At 69.4% G+C, this 19,631-nt stretch carries 19 protein-coding genes; 16 read left to right on the forward strand and 3 right to left on the reverse strand.

Features of this window, described 5'->3' with window-relative positions; translation table 11 throughout:
• Positions 1–19 precede the first annotated feature (19 nt).
• From AC5P1B_RS08410 to AC5P1B_RS08470, 13 genes are all read left to right on the forward strand, one after another.
• On the forward strand, positions 20–4,456 hold the full coding sequence (locus tag AC5P1B_RS08410) for a phage tail tape measure protein (protein ID WP_493885952.1): 4,437 nt from the start codon (positions 20–22) through the stop codon (positions 4,454–4,456).
• 12 nt (positions 4,457–4,468) lie between these two features.
• Complete coding sequence (locus tag AC5P1B_RS08415) at positions 4,469–5,347, forward strand: hypothetical protein (RefSeq protein WP_493885953.1); 879 nt, start codon at positions 4,469–4,471, stop codon at positions 5,345–5,347.
• 83 nt (positions 5,348–5,430) lie between these two features.
• Positions 5,431–6,498, forward strand: a complete 1,068-nt coding sequence (locus tag AC5P1B_RS08420) for a phage tail protein (RefSeq protein WP_493885954.1) — start codon at positions 5,431–5,433, stop codon at positions 6,496–6,498.
• Positions 6,498–7,418 (forward strand): hypothetical protein, encoded by a 921-nt coding sequence (locus tag AC5P1B_RS08425; protein ID WP_493885955.1) that lies wholly within the window; start codon positions 6,498–6,500, stop codon positions 7,416–7,418. The genes AC5P1B_RS08420 and AC5P1B_RS08425 overlap by 1 nt, the downstream gene beginning before the upstream one ends.
• An 8-nt stretch (positions 7,419–7,426) precedes the next feature.
• Positions 7,427–8,050, forward strand: coding sequence for a hypothetical protein (locus AC5P1B_RS08430; RefSeq protein ID WP_493885956.1), 624 nt, complete (start codon positions 7,427–7,429; stop codon positions 8,048–8,050).
• A gap of 9 nt (positions 8,051–8,059) precedes the next feature.
• On the forward strand, positions 8,060–10,645 hold the full coding sequence (locus AC5P1B_RS08435) for a right-handed parallel beta-helix repeat-containing protein (protein ID WP_493885957.1): 2,586 nt from the start codon (positions 8,060–8,062) through the stop codon (positions 10,643–10,645).
• Positions 10,646–10,714: 69 nt separating this feature from the next.
• Positions 10,715–11,488: a LysM peptidoglycan-binding domain-containing protein gene (locus AC5P1B_RS08440; protein WP_493885958.1), complete on the forward strand. Its 774-nt coding sequence runs from the start codon at positions 10,715–10,717 to the stop codon at positions 11,486–11,488.
• Positions 11,489–11,499: 11 nt separating this feature from the next.
• Entirely contained in the window at positions 11,500–11,742 is a 243-nt protein-coding gene (locus AC5P1B_RS08445; protein ID WP_493885959.1) for a holin, read from the forward strand.
• Between the two features lie 11 nt (positions 11,743–11,753).
• Positions 11,754–11,999: a hypothetical protein gene (locus AC5P1B_RS08450; RefSeq protein WP_493885960.1), complete on the forward strand. Its 246-nt coding sequence runs from the start codon at positions 11,754–11,756 to the stop codon at positions 11,997–11,999.
• A complete protein-coding gene (locus AC5P1B_RS08455; RefSeq protein WP_493885961.1) occupies positions 11,996–12,703 on the forward strand; it encodes a collagen-like domain-containing protein in 708 nt (235 codons plus the stop codon). Before AC5P1B_RS08450 ends, AC5P1B_RS08455 begins: the two co-directional genes overlap by 4 nt.
• 120 nt (positions 12,704–12,823) lie before the next feature.
• The gene (locus AC5P1B_RS08460; RefSeq protein ID WP_493885962.1) at positions 12,824–14,068 is read left to right on the forward strand and encodes a helix-turn-helix domain-containing protein; all 1,245 of its coding nucleotides are present in this window, start codon (positions 12,824–12,826) and stop codon (positions 14,066–14,068) included.
• 96 nt (positions 14,069–14,164) lie between these two features.
• Entirely contained in the window at positions 14,165–14,578 is a 414-nt protein-coding gene (locus AC5P1B_RS08465; protein ID WP_493885963.1) for a hypothetical protein, read from the forward strand.
• Positions 14,575–14,775 (forward strand): hypothetical protein, encoded by a 201-nt coding sequence (locus tag AC5P1B_RS08470; protein WP_493885964.1) that lies wholly within the window; start codon positions 14,575–14,577, stop codon positions 14,773–14,775. The genes AC5P1B_RS08465 and AC5P1B_RS08470 overlap by 4 nt, the downstream gene beginning before the upstream one ends.
• 27 nt (positions 14,776–14,802) lie before the next feature.
• Here the strand turns inward: AC5P1B_RS08470 and AC5P1B_RS08475 are convergent, their stop codons facing one another.
• The 3 genes from AC5P1B_RS08475 to AC5P1B_RS08485 are packed head-to-tail and all read right to left on the reverse strand — an operon-like array spanning position 14,803 to position 16,956.
• Positions 14,803–15,036: a hypothetical protein gene (locus tag AC5P1B_RS08475; protein ID WP_493885965.1), complete on the reverse strand. Its 234-nt coding sequence runs from the start codon at positions 15,034–15,036 to the stop codon at positions 14,803–14,805.
• Positions 15,037–15,063: 27 nt separating this feature from the next.
• Positions 15,064–15,594, reverse strand: coding sequence for an NUDIX hydrolase (locus tag AC5P1B_RS08480; RefSeq protein WP_493885966.1), 531 nt, complete (start codon positions 15,592–15,594; stop codon positions 15,064–15,066).
• A gap of 24 nt (positions 15,595–15,618) precedes the next feature.
• Positions 15,619–16,956, reverse strand: coding sequence for an NsdA family TPR-like regulatory protein (locus tag AC5P1B_RS08485; protein WP_493885967.1), 1,338 nt, complete (start codon positions 16,954–16,956; stop codon positions 15,619–15,621).
• A 128-nt stretch (positions 16,957–17,084) separates the two neighbouring features.
• Here AC5P1B_RS08485 and AC5P1B_RS08490 point away from each other — a divergent pair, with 128 nt between their 5' ends.
• The 3 genes from AC5P1B_RS08490 to AC5P1B_RS08500 all read left to right on the forward strand — a co-directional run bounded on the left by AC5P1B_RS08490 (position 17,085) and on the right by AC5P1B_RS08500 (position 18,546).
• Positions 17,085–17,675 carry a hypothetical protein gene (locus tag AC5P1B_RS08490; protein WP_493885968.1) on the forward strand — a complete coding sequence of 197 codons (591 nt, stop codon included), beginning with the start codon at positions 17,085–17,087 and terminating at the stop codon, positions 17,673–17,675.
• A 193-nt stretch (positions 17,676–17,868) separates the two neighbouring features.
• Positions 17,869–18,129 carry a hypothetical protein gene (locus AC5P1B_RS08495; protein ID WP_493885969.1) on the forward strand — a complete coding sequence of 87 codons (261 nt, stop codon included), beginning with the start codon at positions 17,869–17,871 and terminating at the stop codon, positions 18,127–18,129.
• A 261-nt stretch (positions 18,130–18,390) separates the two neighbouring features.
• Positions 18,391–18,546 (forward strand): hypothetical protein, encoded by a 156-nt coding sequence (locus tag AC5P1B_RS08500; RefSeq protein ID WP_493885970.1) that lies wholly within the window; start codon positions 18,391–18,393, stop codon positions 18,544–18,546.
• Positions 18,547–19,631 lie beyond the last annotated feature (1,085 nt).

A 19,631-nucleotide genomic window follows, 5' to 3' on the forward strand; every position in this document is an offset into this window, starting at 1 on the left:
CGAGCTGAGGAGGTCGCCCATGCCCTCCGTCGGCTACGCCACCCTGCAGATCATCCCGTCCGTGCGCGGCATCGGGAATGAGTTGCGAAGTCAGCTCATCGGCCCGGCTGGCGACGCGGGTGGCGACGCCGGCCAGGCTGCTGGCGGCAGCCTGCGGGACAAGCTCAAGATCGGCGCGGCCGCCGCCGGTGTTGCCGCTGGCGCGCTGCTGGTGGCTGGCCTGTCCAAGGCGATGGAGCAGGCCAACGTCACGAGCACGCTGCAGGCCCAGCTCGGCGCGACGGGTAAGGATGCGTCGCGCTACGGCAAGATCGCGGGTCAGCTGTACGCGAAGGGCATCACCCAGGACATGCAGCAGGGCGCGGACGCGATCCGCGCCGTCGTCAACGCGGGCCTGGTACCGCCGGACGCGACGAACAAACAGCTCAAGTCCATCGCGGCACAGATGACGGACGTGGCCAACACGTTCGGCACGGACATGTCGATGCAGACGCAGGCCGTGTCCGCGATGATGAAGAACAAGCTCGCGCCCGACGCCCGGAGCGCGCTCGACGTGATCACCGTCGGCATGCAGAAGCTCGGCCCCAACGCTGAGGACCTGCTGGAGACGTTCCAGGAGTACAGCGTCCAGATGCGCAAGCTGGGCCTGGACTCTACGGAGGCGTTGGGCCTGTTCCAGCAGGGCCTCCAGGGCGGTGCCCGCGACACCGACATCATCGCCGACAGTTTCAAAGAGTTCTCCATTCGCGCCGTCGACATGAGCGACACCTCACGAGACGCGTACAAGGCCCTCGGCCTGGACGCGGAGAAGATGGAGACGCAGATCGGGCGGGGCGGAGACTCCGCTCAGCGTGGGCTGCAGACCGTGCTCGACAAGCTCCGCGCGATGAAGGACCCCGTCGAGCGAGAAGCCGCAGCCGTCGGTCTGTTCGGCACGCAGGCTGAGGATCTGGGCACTGCCCTACTCAAGCTCGACCCGGGCAAGGCGCGGAAGGGTTTCACAGACGTCGCGGGGTCGGCGGAGAAGCTGGGCAAGACCCTGCACAGCGGGCCGTCGCACGAGATCGAGGTCTTCACGCGCGGTCTCCAGCAGGGCTTCGTCAACGTGCTGGGCGGCCAGGTGCTGCCAGTCATCGCCTCCACCGGCCGGGCCGCCAACGTCTATCTGCTGCCTCCCTTGAGCGCCCTGGGCTCGGTGCTGGTGGGCGTAATCGCTGGCGGGAAGGCCACTGTGTCGTGGCTGCGGGAGTGGGGCGTGTGGCTTCTGCCTGCCGCCGTCCTGGTCGGTGGGCTGACGCTGGCGCTGAACGCGCAGGCCATTGCGACGGGTGCGACTACCGCGGTGTTCGCCGTGTACCGCACGGCGATTCTGGTCGGCACAGCGGTCACCACCGGGTTCACCGGCGCGCAGGCCGCGCTGAACGCGGTGATGGCGCTGAATCCCATCACGCTGGTCGTGATCGCGCTGGTCACGCTGGCGACTGCGGTGTACATCGCCTGGCAGCGGTCGGAGATGTTCCGGGCCGGTGTGATGGCCGCGTGGCTGGGCATCCAGACGGCGGTCCTGTGGGCGTGGACCACCGTGATCAAGCCGGTGCTCGACGGTCTCATGGTCGGCCTGCGTGCGGTCGGCTCGGCCGCGATGTGGCTGTGGACCAACGCGATCAGCCCGGCGTTCTCGTTCATCTCCGTCGCTGTGCGCATTCTCGCGACACTCTTCACGATCGTGCTGTTCGGCCCCCTCTACCTGGGGTTCCGGGTGCTGGGTGCGGTGGCGATGTGGCTGTGGTCTGCTGCGATCCGGCCCGTCATCGGGTGGATCGTGGGCGGCTTCAAGTTCTGGTGGGCGGGAGTCCAGCTCTACCTGGGGCTGGCGAGAGCCGGGCTCCGAGGTGTGGGCGCGGTGGCCATGTGGCTGTGGCGCGCGGCGATCTCGCCGGTGCTGGGCTGGATCGTGGGCGGCTTCAAGCTCTGGTGGGCCGGGGCCAGATTGTACTTCGGACTGATCCGGGCCGGAGTGCGTGGTGTGGGTGCCGGGTTCACCTGGCTGTGGCGCAACGCCATCTCGCCCGCCATGACGGGCATCCGTGTGGTGATGGGCACGGTGTGGCGGGAGGGCATCCAACCGCCGCTGGACGCCATCCGGGCTGCTGCGGGCAAGGTCGGCGGGGCCTTCGGCTCAGCCGTCAAGGCCGTGGACAAGCAGTGGAAGAAGCTTGAGGGCATCGCGAAGCGGCCGATCGCGTTCCTGATCAACACCGTCTACAACAAAGGCATCGTGGGGGTCTGGAACAAGGTCGCAAAAGCGTTCGGCGCGCCGAAGATCGGCGAGTTCCATCCCGAGGGCTTCGCAAGCGGTGGCGTGCTGCCCGGGTACAGCCCGGGCCGGGATGTGCACCGGTTCATCAGCCCTTCTGGCGGCGGTCTGGATCTGTCCGGCGGAGAGGCGATCATGCGTCCCGAGTGGACGCGAGGTGTCGGTCCCGGCTTCGTGAACTACATGAACAAGATTGCCCGCAGCAAGGGCATCGCAGGCGTGCGGCGAGCGATGGCCCCGGTGACCGGAGGTAACCCCGGCGGAGAGCGCAAGCGGTTCGCGGGTGGTGGGATCTTCCCGACCCAAGCGTTTGCCGATGGCGGCATTTTCGGCTGGGTCGGGAAGAAAATTTCCGGTGCGGGCAGCGCGGTGTGGGACAAGATCAAGGAGGGTGCCAGCTGGTTGAAGGATGGCATGGAGGCGTCCGCGCGGGCGGGCGTGAAGCACGTCGTCAACCCGCTGGTGTCGAAAATTCCTGGCACGGACACAGGCTTCGGCAAGATGATCCGCCGCATCCCGAACAAGGTGATCGACGCCCTGTTCGGCTACACCAAGACGGCCGACAAGAAGGGCGCGTCCAGCGGCATCAGCGGGAAGGGGATTGCGGCCGCGCTGAAGTGGGCGCGCACGCAGGCCGGCAAGCCGTACCAATGGGGTGGCGCGGGAAACCCGTCGTGGGACTGCTCGGGTTTCATGTCCGGCATCCAGAAGGTCATCCAGGGCCGCAACCCGAAGGGTCGGCTGTACTCGACCTTCTCTTTCCAGGGCGCGAGCGCCCCCGACGGCTGGGCGCAAAACAAGAAGTCCCCCTTCACTATCGGCATCACCAACGATGGCGTCGGCCACACGGCGGGCACCCTCGGTGGCAAGAACGTTGAGTCGCGCGGCGGTGACGGCGTGTTGGTCGGGTCGCGCGCCCGGGGAACCCTCAGCCCTCTGTTCAACAGCCGGTACGGATTCACCCCGGCTGGCGGCTACGCGTCCGGTGGATCGCCGCGCCCGGGTGAGATCGCGTGGGTGGGTGAGCAGGGCCCCGAGCTGATCCAGTTCTCCGGCGGGGAGGTGGTCTACAGCAACGCCGACTCGCGGCGGATGGCGGAGGGCCTTCGCCCGCTGCCGGGATACGCCAAGGGCACGGCCTCCTCCCGGGCGCGGGCGGCCGCGCGCAAGCAGATCCCCGGCGACCTCGGCGGGTTCACCAAGAGCCTGACCGGCTCGGCGTCGGACATCGCGCGGGCAGCCAACGAGCTGACGAAGGACCTAAAAGCAGCGGGCGGGGCTGGGCGTGGACTCGCCACATCGACGCAGAAGGCGTCGATCAAGCTGCAGGGCCTGGCCAAACGGCGAGACACTGTGGATTCACGGTTGGCGGAGGCCAAGCAGTCGGCGGCCGATCAGAAAAAGAACGCGGCCGACTTCATCGGGCTGGGCGGTCAGACCGACGCCACCAGCCTCGGCGACCTGATCAGCGGGCTGAAGGGCAAGCAGGGCGAGGCGGCGACCTTCAAGAGCCAGATCGCCAACCTTTCCAGGCGGGGCCTCAGCCATGACCTGATCCGGCAGCTGGTGGAGCAGGGCCCGGGCGGCAACCTCATCGGCATGGTGTCGGGCGCGTCGAAGGCGCAACTGGACCAGCTCAACGGGCTGGCGAAGTCCGGCGCCAAGCTGTCGACCAGCTACGGCAACACCATGGCTGACGCCATGTTCGACAGCGGCAAGCAGGCCGGGCGCGGCTTCCTGACTGGTCTGAAGGCGCAGGAGAAGGAGCTCCAGGCGGCGATGGATCGGCTCGGCGCCGGGCTGGTGAAGGCCATCAAGAAGCGGTTGAAGATCAAGTCACCGTCGCGGGTCACAGCGAGTGTGGGCATGCAGACCGGGCAGGGCTTCGCGCTCGGTCTGGACTCGACGGCTGCGCGGGTGGCGGCGGCCGCGTCGCGGGTGGCGGATGCTGCCGTGCCAAACGCGCCCACCGTGCCTGTTCCGACGGTCGATGATGCTCGCGCGGCCGGGCTGGCGGCAGGCTCACGCCTGCGGCTGGTGGTGGGCGGCCGCGAGTTCGACGCCTACCTGGAAGAAGTCGCCGATGGCCGGGTGGATGCCGGATTCGTCCGGGCTCGGCGTCTGATCGAGTCCCGATAAGGAGGTACGGCAGTGCCGATGATCGTGGACCCGCTGGCGCCGCCGGTGGTGGTGCCTACGCCGGTGGTGAGTGCGGATGGGTGGCTGACGGCCATCGTGGACCCGACGTGGGATGGGGTGGTGCTGTCCGTGAATTACACGGCGGCCGCCCCGCTCCCGGCGGCCGCCGATGTCCGCCGGGTGCTGATCACGCGGCTCGACCCGGGCGCGGCCGGCCCGGTGCCGGTGCGCGGGGCAGACCTCGCCTGGTGCATCGAGGGCGTGGGTGTCGGCTACGACCATGAGCCGCCTCTCGGCCGGGCGGTGACATACACCGCGCGGCCGACGTACGCCGACGGCTCGACCGGTCCGGCGTCCAGTGTGTCCGTCAGCCTCCCGGACCCCACCGCACCCGCTGACGTGTGGATCAAGTCGATCGATGCGCCGGGCGTTTCTGCTCGGGTCACGGTGACGGCCTGGCCGCAGCTCCAGTGGGCGGAGCGAATTGAGCGGGCGGACGTGCTGGGCAGCCCCTACCCGGTCACCGCGCAGGACGTGTACGGGGCGGCGGCCAGCGAGATCACTCTGGACGCGGAGGGCGACGCGATCGAGGTCGTACGGCGGCTACTGACCACCCCCGGTGTCCGGCTGCTCCAGACCAGGAGCGACGCGCACCGGCCGGATCAGTTCGTGCTGCTCGGCTCGCCAGCCGAAGCGCTCGACACCACGCCGGCCGGGGCGCGGACGTTCACCGCGAGCGTCATCGAGGTGGAGCGGCCGCCGACGGCTGGGCAGGCGATGCGGATGCCGGGCTGGTCGTGGGACATCCTCGGCGTCACGGTGCCCTCGTGGGATGCGGTGGCCGTGGGTTACAGCTCCTGGGCGTCTCTGGCGACGAACGGTGCGGCCTGATGCTGCCGATCAGCGCGGCGGCGTTGGCAGCGCTGCCTAGTGCGATCCGGCGCCCGGCCCGCGCAGAGTGGTCCAATGACGGCGTGACGTGGGCGCCGGTGCATCTGGTGCCCGGCTCAGCGCAGGTGAAATGCGATGGGACCGCTGAGACGCGGTACACCGCCAGCGCCGAGCTTGCCGGGGTCGGCATCGGCCGGGACGGCATCAACGACATCGTCACCAACATGCGCCTGTGGCAGGGGTTGCAGCTGGAGCGGCGAGACCCCGACTGGATTCCGGCCGGGCACTACGTGGTCAGCCGGCCGGTCCGCACCCGTACGGGCACGGTGACGGTCGAACTCGCTGGCCGCGAGGATGAGCTGCGGAAGGCCAAGTTCCCCACGGCGAGGACCATCGGCCCGGCGTCCGCCCGTGAGTTGGTCGAGCATCTGGTTGGTGAGGCGCTGCCCGGGGTGCCGGTCGCCTGGCTGCCGGGCGTCGCGCCGGAGACCACGGTGCCGCAGATCGTCAGCGATGACCGGTGGGGTGTGCTGTCCGCCGGAACGGATACCAATGGCACGGGCACGGGCATCGCTGCGGCGCTGGCTGGGCGGATCTGGGCGGACGCGCGCGGCACGATCACGGTCGGCCCGGTGCCAACGTTGGCGGACCCGGTGGTGTGGCGGATCGCCCGTGGTCAGGGCGGCAGCCTGGTTGAGGTCCAAGAGGAGTCCAGCGCTGAGGCCCTGGTCAACCTGTGGATCGTCACGAGCGACGGTGGCGACGGGGCTGCGGTCGTCACCGCGTACGCCTGGGACGACGACCCGAACAGCCTGACCTACGCCGGGCCCGACCCGGTGAATGATCCGCTCGCTCCGCAGCGGAGTGGCCTGACCGGGGTGAGGTTGCGGGTAGAGCGGTACGCCAGCGCGGTCATCACCGGCCAGGACCAGGCGAACGACGTGGCCCAGGCCCGGCTCGCGGACTCCCTCGGCGTCCAGGCCAGCCTGGCATTCACCGCGGCGTGCAATCCAGCGTTGGAGGCAGGCGATGTGGTCGAGGTGGAGACCTCCCCGGGCGTGTGGCAGCCGCACCTGATCGACAGCTACAGCTACACGCTCGGCGCGCCCACCATGCAGTGCACCACCCGGACAACCACCAGGAGGCTGTGATGGGTTCCGCTGAGGACTTCGGCCGCGCGCTGACGCAGACGAGGCCCTCATCCGGGGGCATCGTGTCCGCGCGCGTGGTTGACGTGACCGAGACCGGCGTCAACGCCGACGTGAGCGGCCAACTGCTGCTGAACGTGGCGTGCGCGGATTCCTACCGCGATCGGGCGCCCGACGACTGGGTGGCAGTACGTATGGGCGCCCGCCCCGTGGTGATGTGGCGCCTGGGTGAGGACCCTGCCGAGGCAGAGGAGGCACGGCTGGCGGCCCTGGCCGAGAACGTCATGGACGACATGCAGGTGATCCGCGCGGCCACCTACGGCACGGGCGCCCCGTCGGGTAGCGGCTGGCAGCAGGCCACCGAGACGTGGGTCCGCAAGGTCAGCGGAAAAGTTGAGGTGTATTTCAAGGTGGCCTCGACGGCGGACCCGTCGCCCAGCACGCCGCCAACCCGTCCGCCCCGGGCGGTCACCATCTCGTCAACCGCAGCGGGAGCCTGGCGCTCGGGGCGCCGGGACGATTACCGCGACAATCCCTACCAGGGCGATTACAGCGGGCGGGGCGATTTGCGGGGCGGCTGGTTCTACGGGACCGCCATCGCGGCCGCGTGCTCCGGCAAGACCGTGGCGAGCATGCGCGTCGCGCTCACCAGGAAGACCGGCGCTGGCGCGAACTCCCGCAGAGCCCTGCACCTGTACCTACACGACTACACCGCGCCCCCGTCCGGTCAGTTGAACATCTCCGATGGGCCGGAGGAGCTGCTGAGTCTGTCCGTGGGTGCCCGGGGTACCGCGACGCTGCCCGCTGCCTGGCGTTCCCAGCTCGCGTCCGGCACAGCGCGCGGGCTGGCCATCTACGCCCGCGGTACCCGGGACTACATGTCCGTCACCGGCGGCGCTCTGACCATCACCTTCTCTGCCTAGGAGGCATCTTGGCCACCATCGGCTACGCCGAACTCCCGGTGCCAGCGGGTGGCTCCGCGCCGCTGGGCCCGGACGCCATCGCGGATCTGGCAACCGCGCTCGATCCGCACCTCGTCCAGCACGTCACCAACTTGGCCGACCGGGACACCAGGCTCCCGGCCGCGCCTCAGCACACTGTGGCTGTCGCTGCTGACGGCACGATGTGGATCAAGACCGCCAGCGGGACAAACACGTGGATCACCGTGTGGGAGCCGGTCCCCGCATGGCGGGACCTGACCCTGGCCAGCGGCTACCAGACGGACACGTACGCCCCGCAGGTCCGCCGGACCGGCACGCAGGTATGGCTGCGCGGCCGGATCTCCAGAGTCGACGGGGCGGTGATCCCGAATCAGGGCATCAGGGTGGCATCCGTGCCCTCCGACTGCATCCCGCAGGAACAGATGGGCGCTTACGCAGCGACGGCCAGCCTCGCCGGGTCCGTCACCATCGGCGTCGGCAAGTTGGAAATCCTCGACGTCGACACGGCCAGCTCGCTCGGCCCGGCCGGCAGCGTCATCTGGTGGTCCCAAGACGGACCCACAGAGGACGGGACGCCCTGGATCAACGTCTCCGGCTCCTACTGGATCGACTGAGAGGGCGCCATGGCGCAGTACACCTACGGCGGTACCCCCGCCGACGTCCTCACCGACGCCGCGGGCAACGTCATCCCCAACTACCAGGTCTTGATCTATCGCGCGGGGACGGCTGAGCTGATCACCGCGCTGTATGAGGCGGACGGCACGACACCGATCGCTGAACTGCGCACGAACGGCTCTGGCTCAGCGACGCCGGGGGCAGTCCGCACGTTCCGCGTGGACGACGCGACGGCGATCGAGTACGAGTACAACGGGCCCGGCGGCACACCGGTGCGCTGGTACCAGGCCGGGCGCGAGCTCGCGCAGCAGGCACTGAGCGCGGCAGCGGACGCCCTACAGAAAGGCGTGGGCGGCACGGTCACCGCGCCCGTGACCTTCTCGGCCGGTGCGGCGGTCGCGGGCGGGCTCGCCGCTACCGGTGGCGTGACGGCGGACGGGCTCGACGTCGCCGGGGACGCATCAATCTCCGGCGTCCTCGACGCGCCGCTGCTCCAGCTGTCCGGGATGCGGATCTACAACCCGCGCGTATACGGGGCGCTCGGCGATGGCACGGGCAACGACTTCACGGCGATCCAGGCCGCGCTGGATGCGGCGCGGACTGCGGGCGGTGGGTGGGTGCTCGTGCCAGCGGGCACGTACCTGATCGGCGCGACGCTCCGCATCTACGGCAACACAAGGCTCACCCTGATGCCGGGCGCGGAGTTCCGGCGGAACGTGGCCGGAACGCTGCTGCTCAACGGGGACGCGGACCAGAACCTCGGCGGCTACACGGGCCACGGGAACATCCTGATCGAGGGCGGCCTGTGGAACATGCGCGGCACCACGTCGGGGCTGACTGCGAGTGCGATGTGCATCTCGATCGGCCACGCGCGCAACATCACCATCCGCGACCTGGAGGTGCTCGACGTTCCCGGGTACCACGCGGTCGAGTTGAACAGCACGAGGGACGCGACGGTGGAGAACTGCCGGTTCCGCGGCTACATCGACCCCGGGGGCAGGACGTTCAGCGAGGCGGTGCAGGTCGACCTGGCGAAGGCGTCGTCGGTCTTCGGCGGCTTCGGCCCGTACGACCACACGGCGTGCGAGGACGTCACGGTGCGAGGCTGCTACGTCGGCCCATCCGGGACGTCCGGCACCACCGCGTGGCCGCGCGGTGTCGGGTCACACGCGGCGACGATCGGACGCTGGCACAAGCGGATCAAGGTGAGCGGCTGCACGATGGAGGGCGGAACGCAGTACGCGGTGGGCGGGTACGCCTGGCAGGACTGCCTCATCGAGGGCAACACGATGGTCGACATGGGTGCAGGTGTACGGCTGTGGACGAACGACACCGGAGACGCGAACGCGACAACGGACGCGTCCGGCACGCAGACCAACGCCAGCCAGGAGACGCGGGGCGGCGCGATCGTCGGCAACACCTTCCGCGATCTGACGGGGTACGACGACGTCGTGCAGTTGAAGGGCGAGGCGACCGGCAAGCTCACCGGCTGCACGGTGGCGGGCAACGTACTCGACGGCTCCACCGGTGACGGGTCTCAGGGCGGCGTGCGGGTCGAGTACGCGGAGCAGTACGCGATCACCGGCAACATCATCAGGGGCCAGGCTGGGTCCGGGATCAGCATGGTCAACGGGGTCGGCGGCGTCATCAGCGGCAACCGGGTGTACTCGGTCGGCGGGTCCGGTATCGCGTGCGCCCCGTGCACCGGTACGCAGATCGTCGGCAACGCGATCCGCGAGCCGTCCAGTAATGGGGTCCACGTCCAGGGCGGTGCGGACGTCCAGGTGGCCTCGAACTACATCAAGGGCGCCAGCCGTGCGACTGGTTCCTTCGGTATTCGGGTCACGTCCAGCGCGGACGGGGTGCAGATCACCGGCAACAAGATCCGCATGCTGGGCAGTGGCAGTGAGGCTGCGTACGGGGTGTCGATCACGAGCACCTGCACGAACGTGGCGCGGCACGGGAACGACCTCGCCGACGCGGGCAGCACCGGGCCGCTGGACGACCAGAGCGTCCAGCCGAATCCCAGCCCGCTCGACGCGATGGGCGTCACGGAACTGCTGATGCGTCCGGCCGGGCGGCATGAGACGACTACCCGGCTGCGCGCGGGCACGAGCAACACCCCGACCAGCGGCACTCTGTATCTGGTGCCGATCTGGCTGCCCAGGGGCGCCGTGATCTCGAACCTTGGGTTCGTGTCGGGCGGCACGGCGATGGTGACACCGACGAACTGGTGGTTCACCCTCCACAACAGCAGCAAGGTCGCCCTGGCTCGAACGGCAGATCAGCTCACCGCGGCCTGGGCGGCGAACACAGCGAAGTCGCTCGCCATCGCACAGGCCACCGCAGGCGCTGCGTCGTCGTACACGACGACGTACACGGGGCTGCACTACATCGGCGTGATGATCAAGGCGTCCACGGTGCCGAACCTCGTGTCTGAGGGCTCCGTGGCCGACGTACTCGCCTCCGTGGCCCCGGGCTTCGGTGGCACGGACGCCGGGCTGAGCACACCGCCGACCGTCACCGCCGGCGCTTTCACGGCCGGGGCGTTCGGTACCGGCAGCGGCATCCTCCTGTACGGCTACGCCACCTGACCTGACCTCGTCCGTTCACCGCGCCCCGAGCCTGCTGGCCGGGGCGTTTCCCATGCCCAGGAGGGCGCCATGGCTACACCTCTGTCCTTCGATCGCTTCGTCGCCGCGCTCCGCGCCGAGGGCCTGACCGTGCGAGTCGTTGGTGACGCCGAGCACCACAACCGCAACCACAAGGGACCCTGGGGCCCGGCGCACGGCGTGATGATCCACCACACCGTCACGGACGCCGCCCAGCACGACACCGTCGGCATCTGCCGCCGCGGCCACACCCAGTTGCCCGGCCCGCTATGCCACGGCGTCATCACCAAGGACGGCACCGTGCACGTGATCGGCTACGGGCGCACGAACCACGCGGGCCTAGGCGACGACGAGGTGCTGCGCGCGGTCATCGCTGAGGACTACGGGGCCCGGCCGCCGACCGACAACGAGGCGAACACCGACGGCAACCGGCACTTCTACGGGTTCGAGTGCGAGAACCTCGGCGACGGCAAGGACCCCTGGCCTGCGGTGCAGGTCGAGGCGATGGAGAAGGCGGCCGCCGCGCTGTGCCGGGCGCACGCTTGGTCGGCCCGCTCGGTCATCGCCCACAAGGAGTGGCAGCCCGGGAAGATCGACCCGCACGGCGCGCCGTTCACGGACATGGGCGCCTGGCGGGAGGACATCGCCGACCGCATCAAGACCAAGCCCGGCGGCAGTCGGCCGTCTACGTACACCGTGCGCAAGGGCGACACCCTTGGCGCGATCGCGCGCAAGCACGGCACCACGGTGGCCAAGCTCACGCGGCTCAACCGCCTCCCAGACCCTGACCGGATCACGGTCGGCCAGACGCTCAAGCTCAAGTGAAAGGGGCCACCATGCTGACCGCTGCCTTCTGGAAGGCCACCGGCGAACGCGCGGTGCGCACCGCCGCCCAGGCCACGCTCGGTGTCCTGGGCGCCAACGCCACCGGCGTACTGGACGCGGACTGGACCGGCGCCGCTTCCGTCGGCGGCCTGGCTGCCGTCCTCGCCGTGCTCACCGCCATCGCCTCCTCCGGCGGAACCGAGGGGCCCGGCCTGACGGAGACCGTGGCCCGGCCCGCCCCTCGCTCCCTGTAGAGGAGAACCTGTTGGACGCCACCACATTGGGCGCGCTGCTGGTTGGTGTCGGCGGGCTGGCGAGCGCCGTGGTGGCGGCCATCGGGAAGAAAGGCGAGAACGCGATCACCGCGTACAGCAGCCTCACCACGGATCTCCAGGAGGAGCGGGACGGCTTGCGGCTTCAGCTCACTGAGCTGCACGCTCAGCGCGCCGCCGACCTGGCTGAGATCACCCGCCTAAGAATCGAACTCGCCCGACTGGGAGGGAACCCGTGACCCGCACCGAGCGTGTGCTCGCCCACCGCTGGCGGTCGATCGCGCTGGTGTGCACGCTGATCGCTCTGTCCGGCGCGGTCCTCATCATCTGGGCGCGGATCTCTTCGGAGGCGGAGCGCGCGGACCAGCTGGCCGCCGAGGCCGACCGGCGGGGCGGCGCGGTGGCGACGCTGGCCGGGGACGTACGGACGCTGCGGGCCCAGATCCAGGCGAAGGGCGGCACACCGAAAGCACCGCCCCCTGACGAGTCTGTGGATGACCTGCCTGACCGGGAGCGGGTGCCGGTGCCGATCCCGGGCCCGCGCGGACCGGTCGGCACCCCGGGCCCGGAGGGCAGCGATGGAGAGGATGGGAGCGAGGGCGCCCCGGGCGCGGACGGGTCACGTGGCGATGAGGGCCAAGCGGGCGCTGACGGAACTGACGGCGTGGACGGGGCGACGGGTCCGCAGGGTGTGCCGGGTCCCGCTGGTCCGGAGGGTGCGGCTGGTCCTGCGGGTGAGCGCGGCCCAGCGGGCGAGCAGGGGCCGCCTGGTGAGCAGGGACCGCCGGGTGAGCGGGGCCCGGCGTGTCCGGATGGATATTCGCTCCAGCCGCCTGCTGGTGATCCGGATGCGCTGGTGTGCCGCCGTGACGATGCCCCTGATCCGGAGCCGTCACCATCACCGCAGTCCCCTGCACTGGCGCCGGACCGCCGCAGATCGTGATCGCCGCCCCCTCGCCGCCTGGCGAGGGGGCTTTCGTCATGCCGTCAACACGACGGCCCCCACCGCGCGTTGGTGAGGGCCGATCGCCGCTCCCGCCAGAAGCCGGGAGTACCGTTCTGAATGTCTAAGGTCAGAACGGAGATAAGCATGTCACAACCCACTGACGCCCACTCCGGTGCTCGCATCGCACGCGCCCGGAAACTCGCCGGATACACGCAGCTTGGGCTGGCGGAGCACTCGCACTTGTCGCTGGGCACCATCCGAAAGGTTGAGCGTGGCGAACGACTGCCCACAGCGAGCGTGCTGACCGCAGTAGCGCGGACCCTTCACGTAACGATTGAAGACCTCACCGGCCAGCCATACCGGCAGCAGCCAGAAGACCAGCAAGTACATGCGCCTATCGCCGACATCCGCGCGGCCCTGCGGCATTGGGATCTGCCTGCCGACTGGTTCGAGCGGCCTCGCCCGCTGCACGAACTTGATGCTGATCTGCGGAACGCGATGAGGTATCGATCCGCCGGGCACCTCACTCGCCTCGGCCGCGTGCTGCCCGGCCTGCTGGAGGAGCTGACCGCAGCGGTGCATCGGCATACTGGCCGGGAACAGCGACGGGCAGCCCGGCTACTCGCCTTCGCCTACGACCTGACGCACACTCTGACGTATCGACTGGGGTACCCGGATCTTCGTGGCCAGGTAGAGGATCGCCTGCGGTGGTCTTCAGCTCTCGCCGCCGACCCGCTGCTCATGGCCCTGGCGGAGTACGCCCGGGTTGAGACGTTCAAGTCGGCGCACGAGTACGCGGCGGGCCTGCGAGTGATGGACGTAGCCCGCCGACGGCTCGCAGAAGAGGCGACCGCGCGGGGCCCGGAGTACATGACTGTGCTGGGCGGGATGCGACTCCGAGAGGTGACGCTGGCCTCTCGGGGCGACGACCCGGATGCCACGGAGCACCATCTCCGCGAAGCCCGCGAGCTACTTGAGCAGCTGCCGACAAGTGACGACCGTCGCCACTACTGCCTGGTCTTCGGCCGAGGGAATCTCGCCATCCACGAAATTCAGGCGCAGCTGGAGCTGAAGCGGCTGGGCGATGCGGAGAGGACGGTGAAGGCTACGCAGTTGCCCGCGACGGTTCCCCCTACCCGGGTCAGTGCGTGGCACATCAACGCCGCCCGGGTACACATCGCCGCCGACCGCCGGGAGGCGGCGTTGAAAGAGTTGGCGAGGGCCCGGCGGGCAGCGCCGCAGATCACGCGGTACAAGCCCATGGCTCGGGATGCGGCCGTACTCCTCAACACGAAGTACCGGCGAACGAGTGAGGAATTGCGGTCGCTCAACTCGTGGTTCGGTCTGGACTTGTCAAGCTGAGAACTGGCGGGCAGGTACCCCAAGTTGGGGTACCTGCGGTCTTCCCTCGTCGGCACGATGTGACTGTCATCACGTCGCCTGCCGTTGGAGCCGACCATGCCACCCGGACCCGGAGCCCGCCCCCGTCCGACCGCACCACTGACGTGGATTCCGCCGGGCAACGGCGTGAAATGGCTGGTGGTGGGCAGGCACGGCTGGCACGCCGTGGGCGTGCCTCTCATCGCGGGCATCGGCACCTTGACGCGCCTCGGCGACACCAGCGGGGCCGTCATCCAGGACGACACCGACCGCTGCCTGTACTGGCTGATCAAGTGCGGCGCGGCGAAGGACTACCAGCCGCCCGCCGGGGTGCAGGTCTTCGGGGACGACGGCAGCTTCCTCTTCATCCCCGGCCTCGAACGCGAATACCTGCTCTGGTGGCGCATCAAGCCCAGCCGAACCCGGCTGCTCACCGACATCAGCCCACTCGCCGCCGCGATCAGCGCCACACTCGGCGGGACAGCGTCATGACCGGCTGGTGCAGCTGGCACCAGGGCGCGTGCGACGACGCCGTCCCCGTGCGGTACGTGGCACGCACCGCCGGGGCCGACCACCCGGTGTACGCCTGCTCCACCTGCATAGCGCAGTACCACCTGACGCGAGCCACGCAGCAGCAACAGGGGCGTCCACCGGGGCAGATCGAGCGGAGGCCGAAGAGCAACCGGTGAGCGGCTGATGCCACGTGCCCGGGGTGCCTACTCGGCGGGCTCGGGGTGCCGCACGATCCTCTTCAGTGCGGCCTCAACAGCGGCGCGGCTCAGCCCGTGGTTGGCTGCGTGTGCGGTGACGGCGGCCTGCACGGTGGTGGCTGCCTCGCGCCAGGTCTCCCACTGGGTCCGGTACTCGGCGCCGCCGTCGAGGGCGAGGAGTCGGGAGTGCTCGGCGTCGGCGGCCTGCTGGAGCTCGATCAATCTGTCGGGGATATCCACAGGTCAGGATGATAAACCGGCGGTCGGTCACCCTAGGCGCAGGCGGTGCAGCATCAGCAACGCGGCGACCGCGTTGGCCGACCGGATCTCTCCGCGCCCGATGAGATCAGGCACGGTCTTCAGCGGCACCCACGCGCGCCGCGACGACTCGAAGTCATCCTCGGGGTCCCCGACGTACGTGGCACCTTCCGCCCAGTAGACGTGGTGCCGCGAGGTGGAGATGCCTACCTGCGGATCGACGGACAGCAGGTGCCGCATCGGTCCTGGCCGCCACCCGGTTTCCTCTTCCAGCTCGCGGGCCGCAGCCATGGAGGCGTCTTCGCCTTCGCCGATGCCCCCTGACGGCAGTTCCCAGCCCCAGGTATCAGCGATGAACCGGTGCCGCCACAGCAGCAGTACCTCGTTCGCCTCGTTGACCACGGTGGCGACGGCGACCGGGCGCAGGCGGATGACCGTGTGGTCGAGGTGACGGCCGTCGGGCAGTTCGACATCGGCCATGTTCACCGTGACCCAGCGGTTCTCGTACACGGTGCGCTCGCCGAGGTTCTTCCACTCCATGCACCCATCCCACCACGTGCCTGATCACATAGGGATGGTCAGGGTGTCGTCGATGCGGTCAGCTGTCTCGGTGGCTGCGCTGCCCCCATGTGCCGTCAGGCTGTTCCGGACGGTCACCAGGCGATCTCTCAGTCGTCGGGACTCCATTCCCGCCACCGTGTCCAGCATCTCCGACGCGGTGGCGGCTGCGCGCTCGGCGTCACCGCGTCGCAGCTCGATGTCCGTGAGTGTGGCGAGCCGATGGGCTTTGCCCCGCTCGTGTGTCTGCACGTCTACTGCCTGCCGGGCGTACGTCTGGGCCGGAGCCAAGTCCCCGAGGCGCAGGAGCGCATCGGCGAGCTGGGCTTCCACCAATCCTGCTTGGACGTAGCCGGTCTCGGCGGGCTCGTCGTCCCGGCAGATGCGTCCGGCTGCCGTCTCGGCGAGTGTCATACAGAGGTGCGCCCCGGACTGGTCACCCATGCGGGAGTACGCCTTGGCTTGCATGGCGTAGATGTCGGTGGCCAGCGCGTGGGAGATATGCGAGCCAGCAGTTCGGACGGCGGCTTCGGCGAACGCGACCGCTTGCCGGTATTCGCGCAGGTAGAGGCACTGATTGACCATGAGGGCGATGACGTACCCGCCGAACCCCCGGTCGCCGCTGGCCTTTGCGAGTCTTAGCGCCTGGTGGAAGTAGCGCTGGGCCAGGCCCTGAGTGTCGGAGTCGTAGCTACAGATGCCTGCGATGGCGGTCAGGCCGCCGACCGCGCGGTGAAGCTCGCGCCCCACCGCGTCGGAGTAGGCGCCACGTAGTAGTGGAGCGGTCTCGGCCGTGAGAAAGCCGACGATGCGGGCTCTGGTCGCGACGCCGCCTGCCTTGCGGTACATCTGCTCGTAGTGGGAGCGCGCCGACCGCAGCATGGCGACGTCGGCTGTGCTGACACGGAGGGTGCCCGGGCGGGAGACGTCCGAGTCTTCGGGCGGGTTTTCCCACTCCCACACGGGGCCCACTGCGCGCAGTCCAGTGATTATGGGGGCGGTGTGCAGCTCGGGGCGTTGCTGCCGGTCGCCGCGCCACAGCGCGGTGGACTGATCGATGAAGCCGTCGAGCGGCGCGGCGACGGCCTCGGGCGTGCCGGGCTTGCCCATGCCGATGTCCTCCAGGGTGAGGGGGCGTTGCAGTCGTGCGGCGAGGATGTCGCAGATCAGGTCGGGCACTCCGCCGCGTGGTCGCTGTCCCTTGATCCACCGGATAACGGATGTGTGGTCGTAGCGCGACCGTTTTCCGCGTTGGGCTTGGGCCGTGTTGACGCGGGCGGCTAGGCCCACGCGCGAAATGCCTGCCTCGTCCAGGAGGGCGTCGAGAAGGGTGTTGGGCTCCATCGGTCCCCCACATTCGCTCAGTGACCCGAGTTTAGTGACAGCGCGGTCACACAGTGTGTGATTCGCGTACTCACACCCGGGGTTGACACACGCTCCCGCGATGAGACCGGGCGAGAAAAGCTGAGGCCATGACCCCCTCAGCCACGCCGCACCCACTCATTCTCGACTGGATTCCGCCGGGGACCGATGTGCGATGGGCCAGCGTCGGTGCGTACGGCTGGCACGTGCTCGGCATGCCCCTCAGCCTGGGCGCCGACGTCCTGACCAGCCTCGGCGAGCACACCGGCGCCGTCATCCAGGACGACGACCAACGCCGCCTGTACTGGCTGGTCGAGCCCGGTACGACGAAGGACTACCAACCCCCCACCGGGGTGGAGGTGAGCGGGGACGACGGCTCCTTCGTCTACGTGCCAGGGCTGGACCGCGAATTCCTCATCTGGTGGCGCGTGCCTCCCGGCCCTGACCGACTGCTGACTGACGCGCAGCGCCTGTTCGCCGCCATCGCCGACGCCAACGTCTACTCGCGCAGTGCCGTGAACCAGACGCTCACACCCGAGTGCCGCGTAGCCACCGACCACCCGCAGTACGCCGACGCGCATCGGCGCTGCGAAGGCCCTGGCGACGTGTACCTCTCAGGCCGGAAACCCGGGCAGGGCGCCCCACTCATGCGCATCCGCTGCGACTGCCCGTGCCACCAGGGCAAGGGGACCGCGTCATGATCCGCTGGTGCAGCTGGCACAAAGGCGACACCGACGACCCCGTTGCTGTCCAGTTCGTAGAGCAGGGGTCCGGACCCGGCCGCCCCGTCTACGCGTGCTCTACGTGCGTCGCCGAGCACCACCTGGCACCGATCACACAGCAGAGCCAGGGGCGCCCGCCCGGCCAGGTCGAGCCGAAGCCAAGGGGCAACCGGTGAGCGACCCGCCGACGCCTCGCAGCTGCCACTTCCACGGCGGCCCCGGCACCGAGGACAACCCCCTCGCCCCCGGCACCGAGGACAACCCCCTCGCCCCCGTCGCCGTCGTCCACTCGCTGTCCGGGCGAGGCCGCACGGTGTACGGCTGCCGGGGCTGCGTGCTCACCCGGGACGTCATACCCGTCAGCGAACGACCCCGAGACGACCCATGCCACCAGATCGCCTACCGCACCAGGGAGTCACGCCCCGCCCCATGACCGGGTGGGCTGCTGCGGTCCGGTGCCCCGTGCCGGACGCCCAGCGTCCAGTAGCCCACCCCACGGGCCGGAGGCGGCCACCCCACCCGCACCGCCTCCGGCCCGGCACTCACCGCACCAGATCAGCCGACGGCCCGTCGAGCACGACGAGGTGATAGAGGCACACAAGCCGTGGCACCGGGACGAGTCTCAACCCGCCTGGGTCCACGTCCATCCCGCCTGCGCCCACACGGCAGGGCTCATCGTCCAGGAGCACGCCTGATGACCCGCAGCACCCACCGGTACGTCGACATGACCATCGACCACCCCGGCGGTCGCCACACCCGGTACGCCGCAGTCATCACGATGCGGTGGCTGGTCACCCCGGCCGAGAACATCGGCGCAGCCGCCGCGACCGCCGGAGGCGCACGTGCGTAGACGGACGCGGAGGCGGAGGGTACCGGCGTGGTCTCCACCACCCGGCACGGACATCTCGCTGCTACCCATCGGCGTGTGGTGGGACGCCATCCGGGCGCCGGTCAGTGTCGATCCATGGATGTGCACCCATGGGTGCACCGGCGCCCCGCACATCGTGTCGCCCGCAGGCCACTGCACATGGCTCGTACACACAGGCAGCCACGGCAGGCATCCATGGCTCTGGCAGCGGATCGACCGCTACGTACAGGTGCTCACCACCGGGTTCCTACCCGTACCTCACGCGAACCGGCTGGAGGGCCCGGGATCGTATTGGCGGCGGCCTCATCCCTCGAACTGGCGGGGCGACTACCTAGACGACGGGGCGCTGGACCAGGAACTCGCGGTAGCGACGCTCCCCCTGGGTCCGCCTGCGTCCCACTGCGGACTCTGCGACGGCCCTGTGTATCCAGACGAGGCTGTGTGGGCGCTCACCCCTCATCACTGGAACTTCTTACCCGTGCACGCATCATGCGCCCAACGTCTTGCAGCGGGGACAACTCATGCCTGATCGCTGCCCCGACACCGTGGTGCTGGCCGTCCTCCTCTGGCTCGGCCTGCGCATAGCGCTCACCTAGACCAGCGGTCCACTGGAGTCCGGCGTTGCGCCCGTCGGACGCCCCCTTCAGTGGTCCGCCTTCGGGGCCGCTGCGGCCTCTCTCCTGGCCGCAGCGGCCCATCAAGCCGAACGACCAACCCCATAGCGACCGTTGCCTCATCCAGGTGGCAACGGCGTGTGCGCGGCGGCACTGTGATGTGCGTCCTCTGCCGCCGCTTGATTCGGCTGATTTTCGGGCCGAGTCTGCCGCCCCGGACCCCCGCAAGGGTCCGGGGCGGTTTACTCTGCCAGCGACCACCCCCCTGCCGAACTATGCGGCAGGGGGGCGGCGCTGTCCGGCTGCCGGCCCTCCCGAACCAGCCGCCGGGCTTGCTTAGGGATGTGCGTCAGACGAGCAAGCCCATGCCTGGGGGCTCTCGTCTCCCTACTGGGCACTCTACAGAGGGCCATGTGTGATCTACAGGTTGTAGACGCGTGTCATGCGTGTGGT

The organism is Streptomyces sp. A01, from assembly GCF_059026195.1.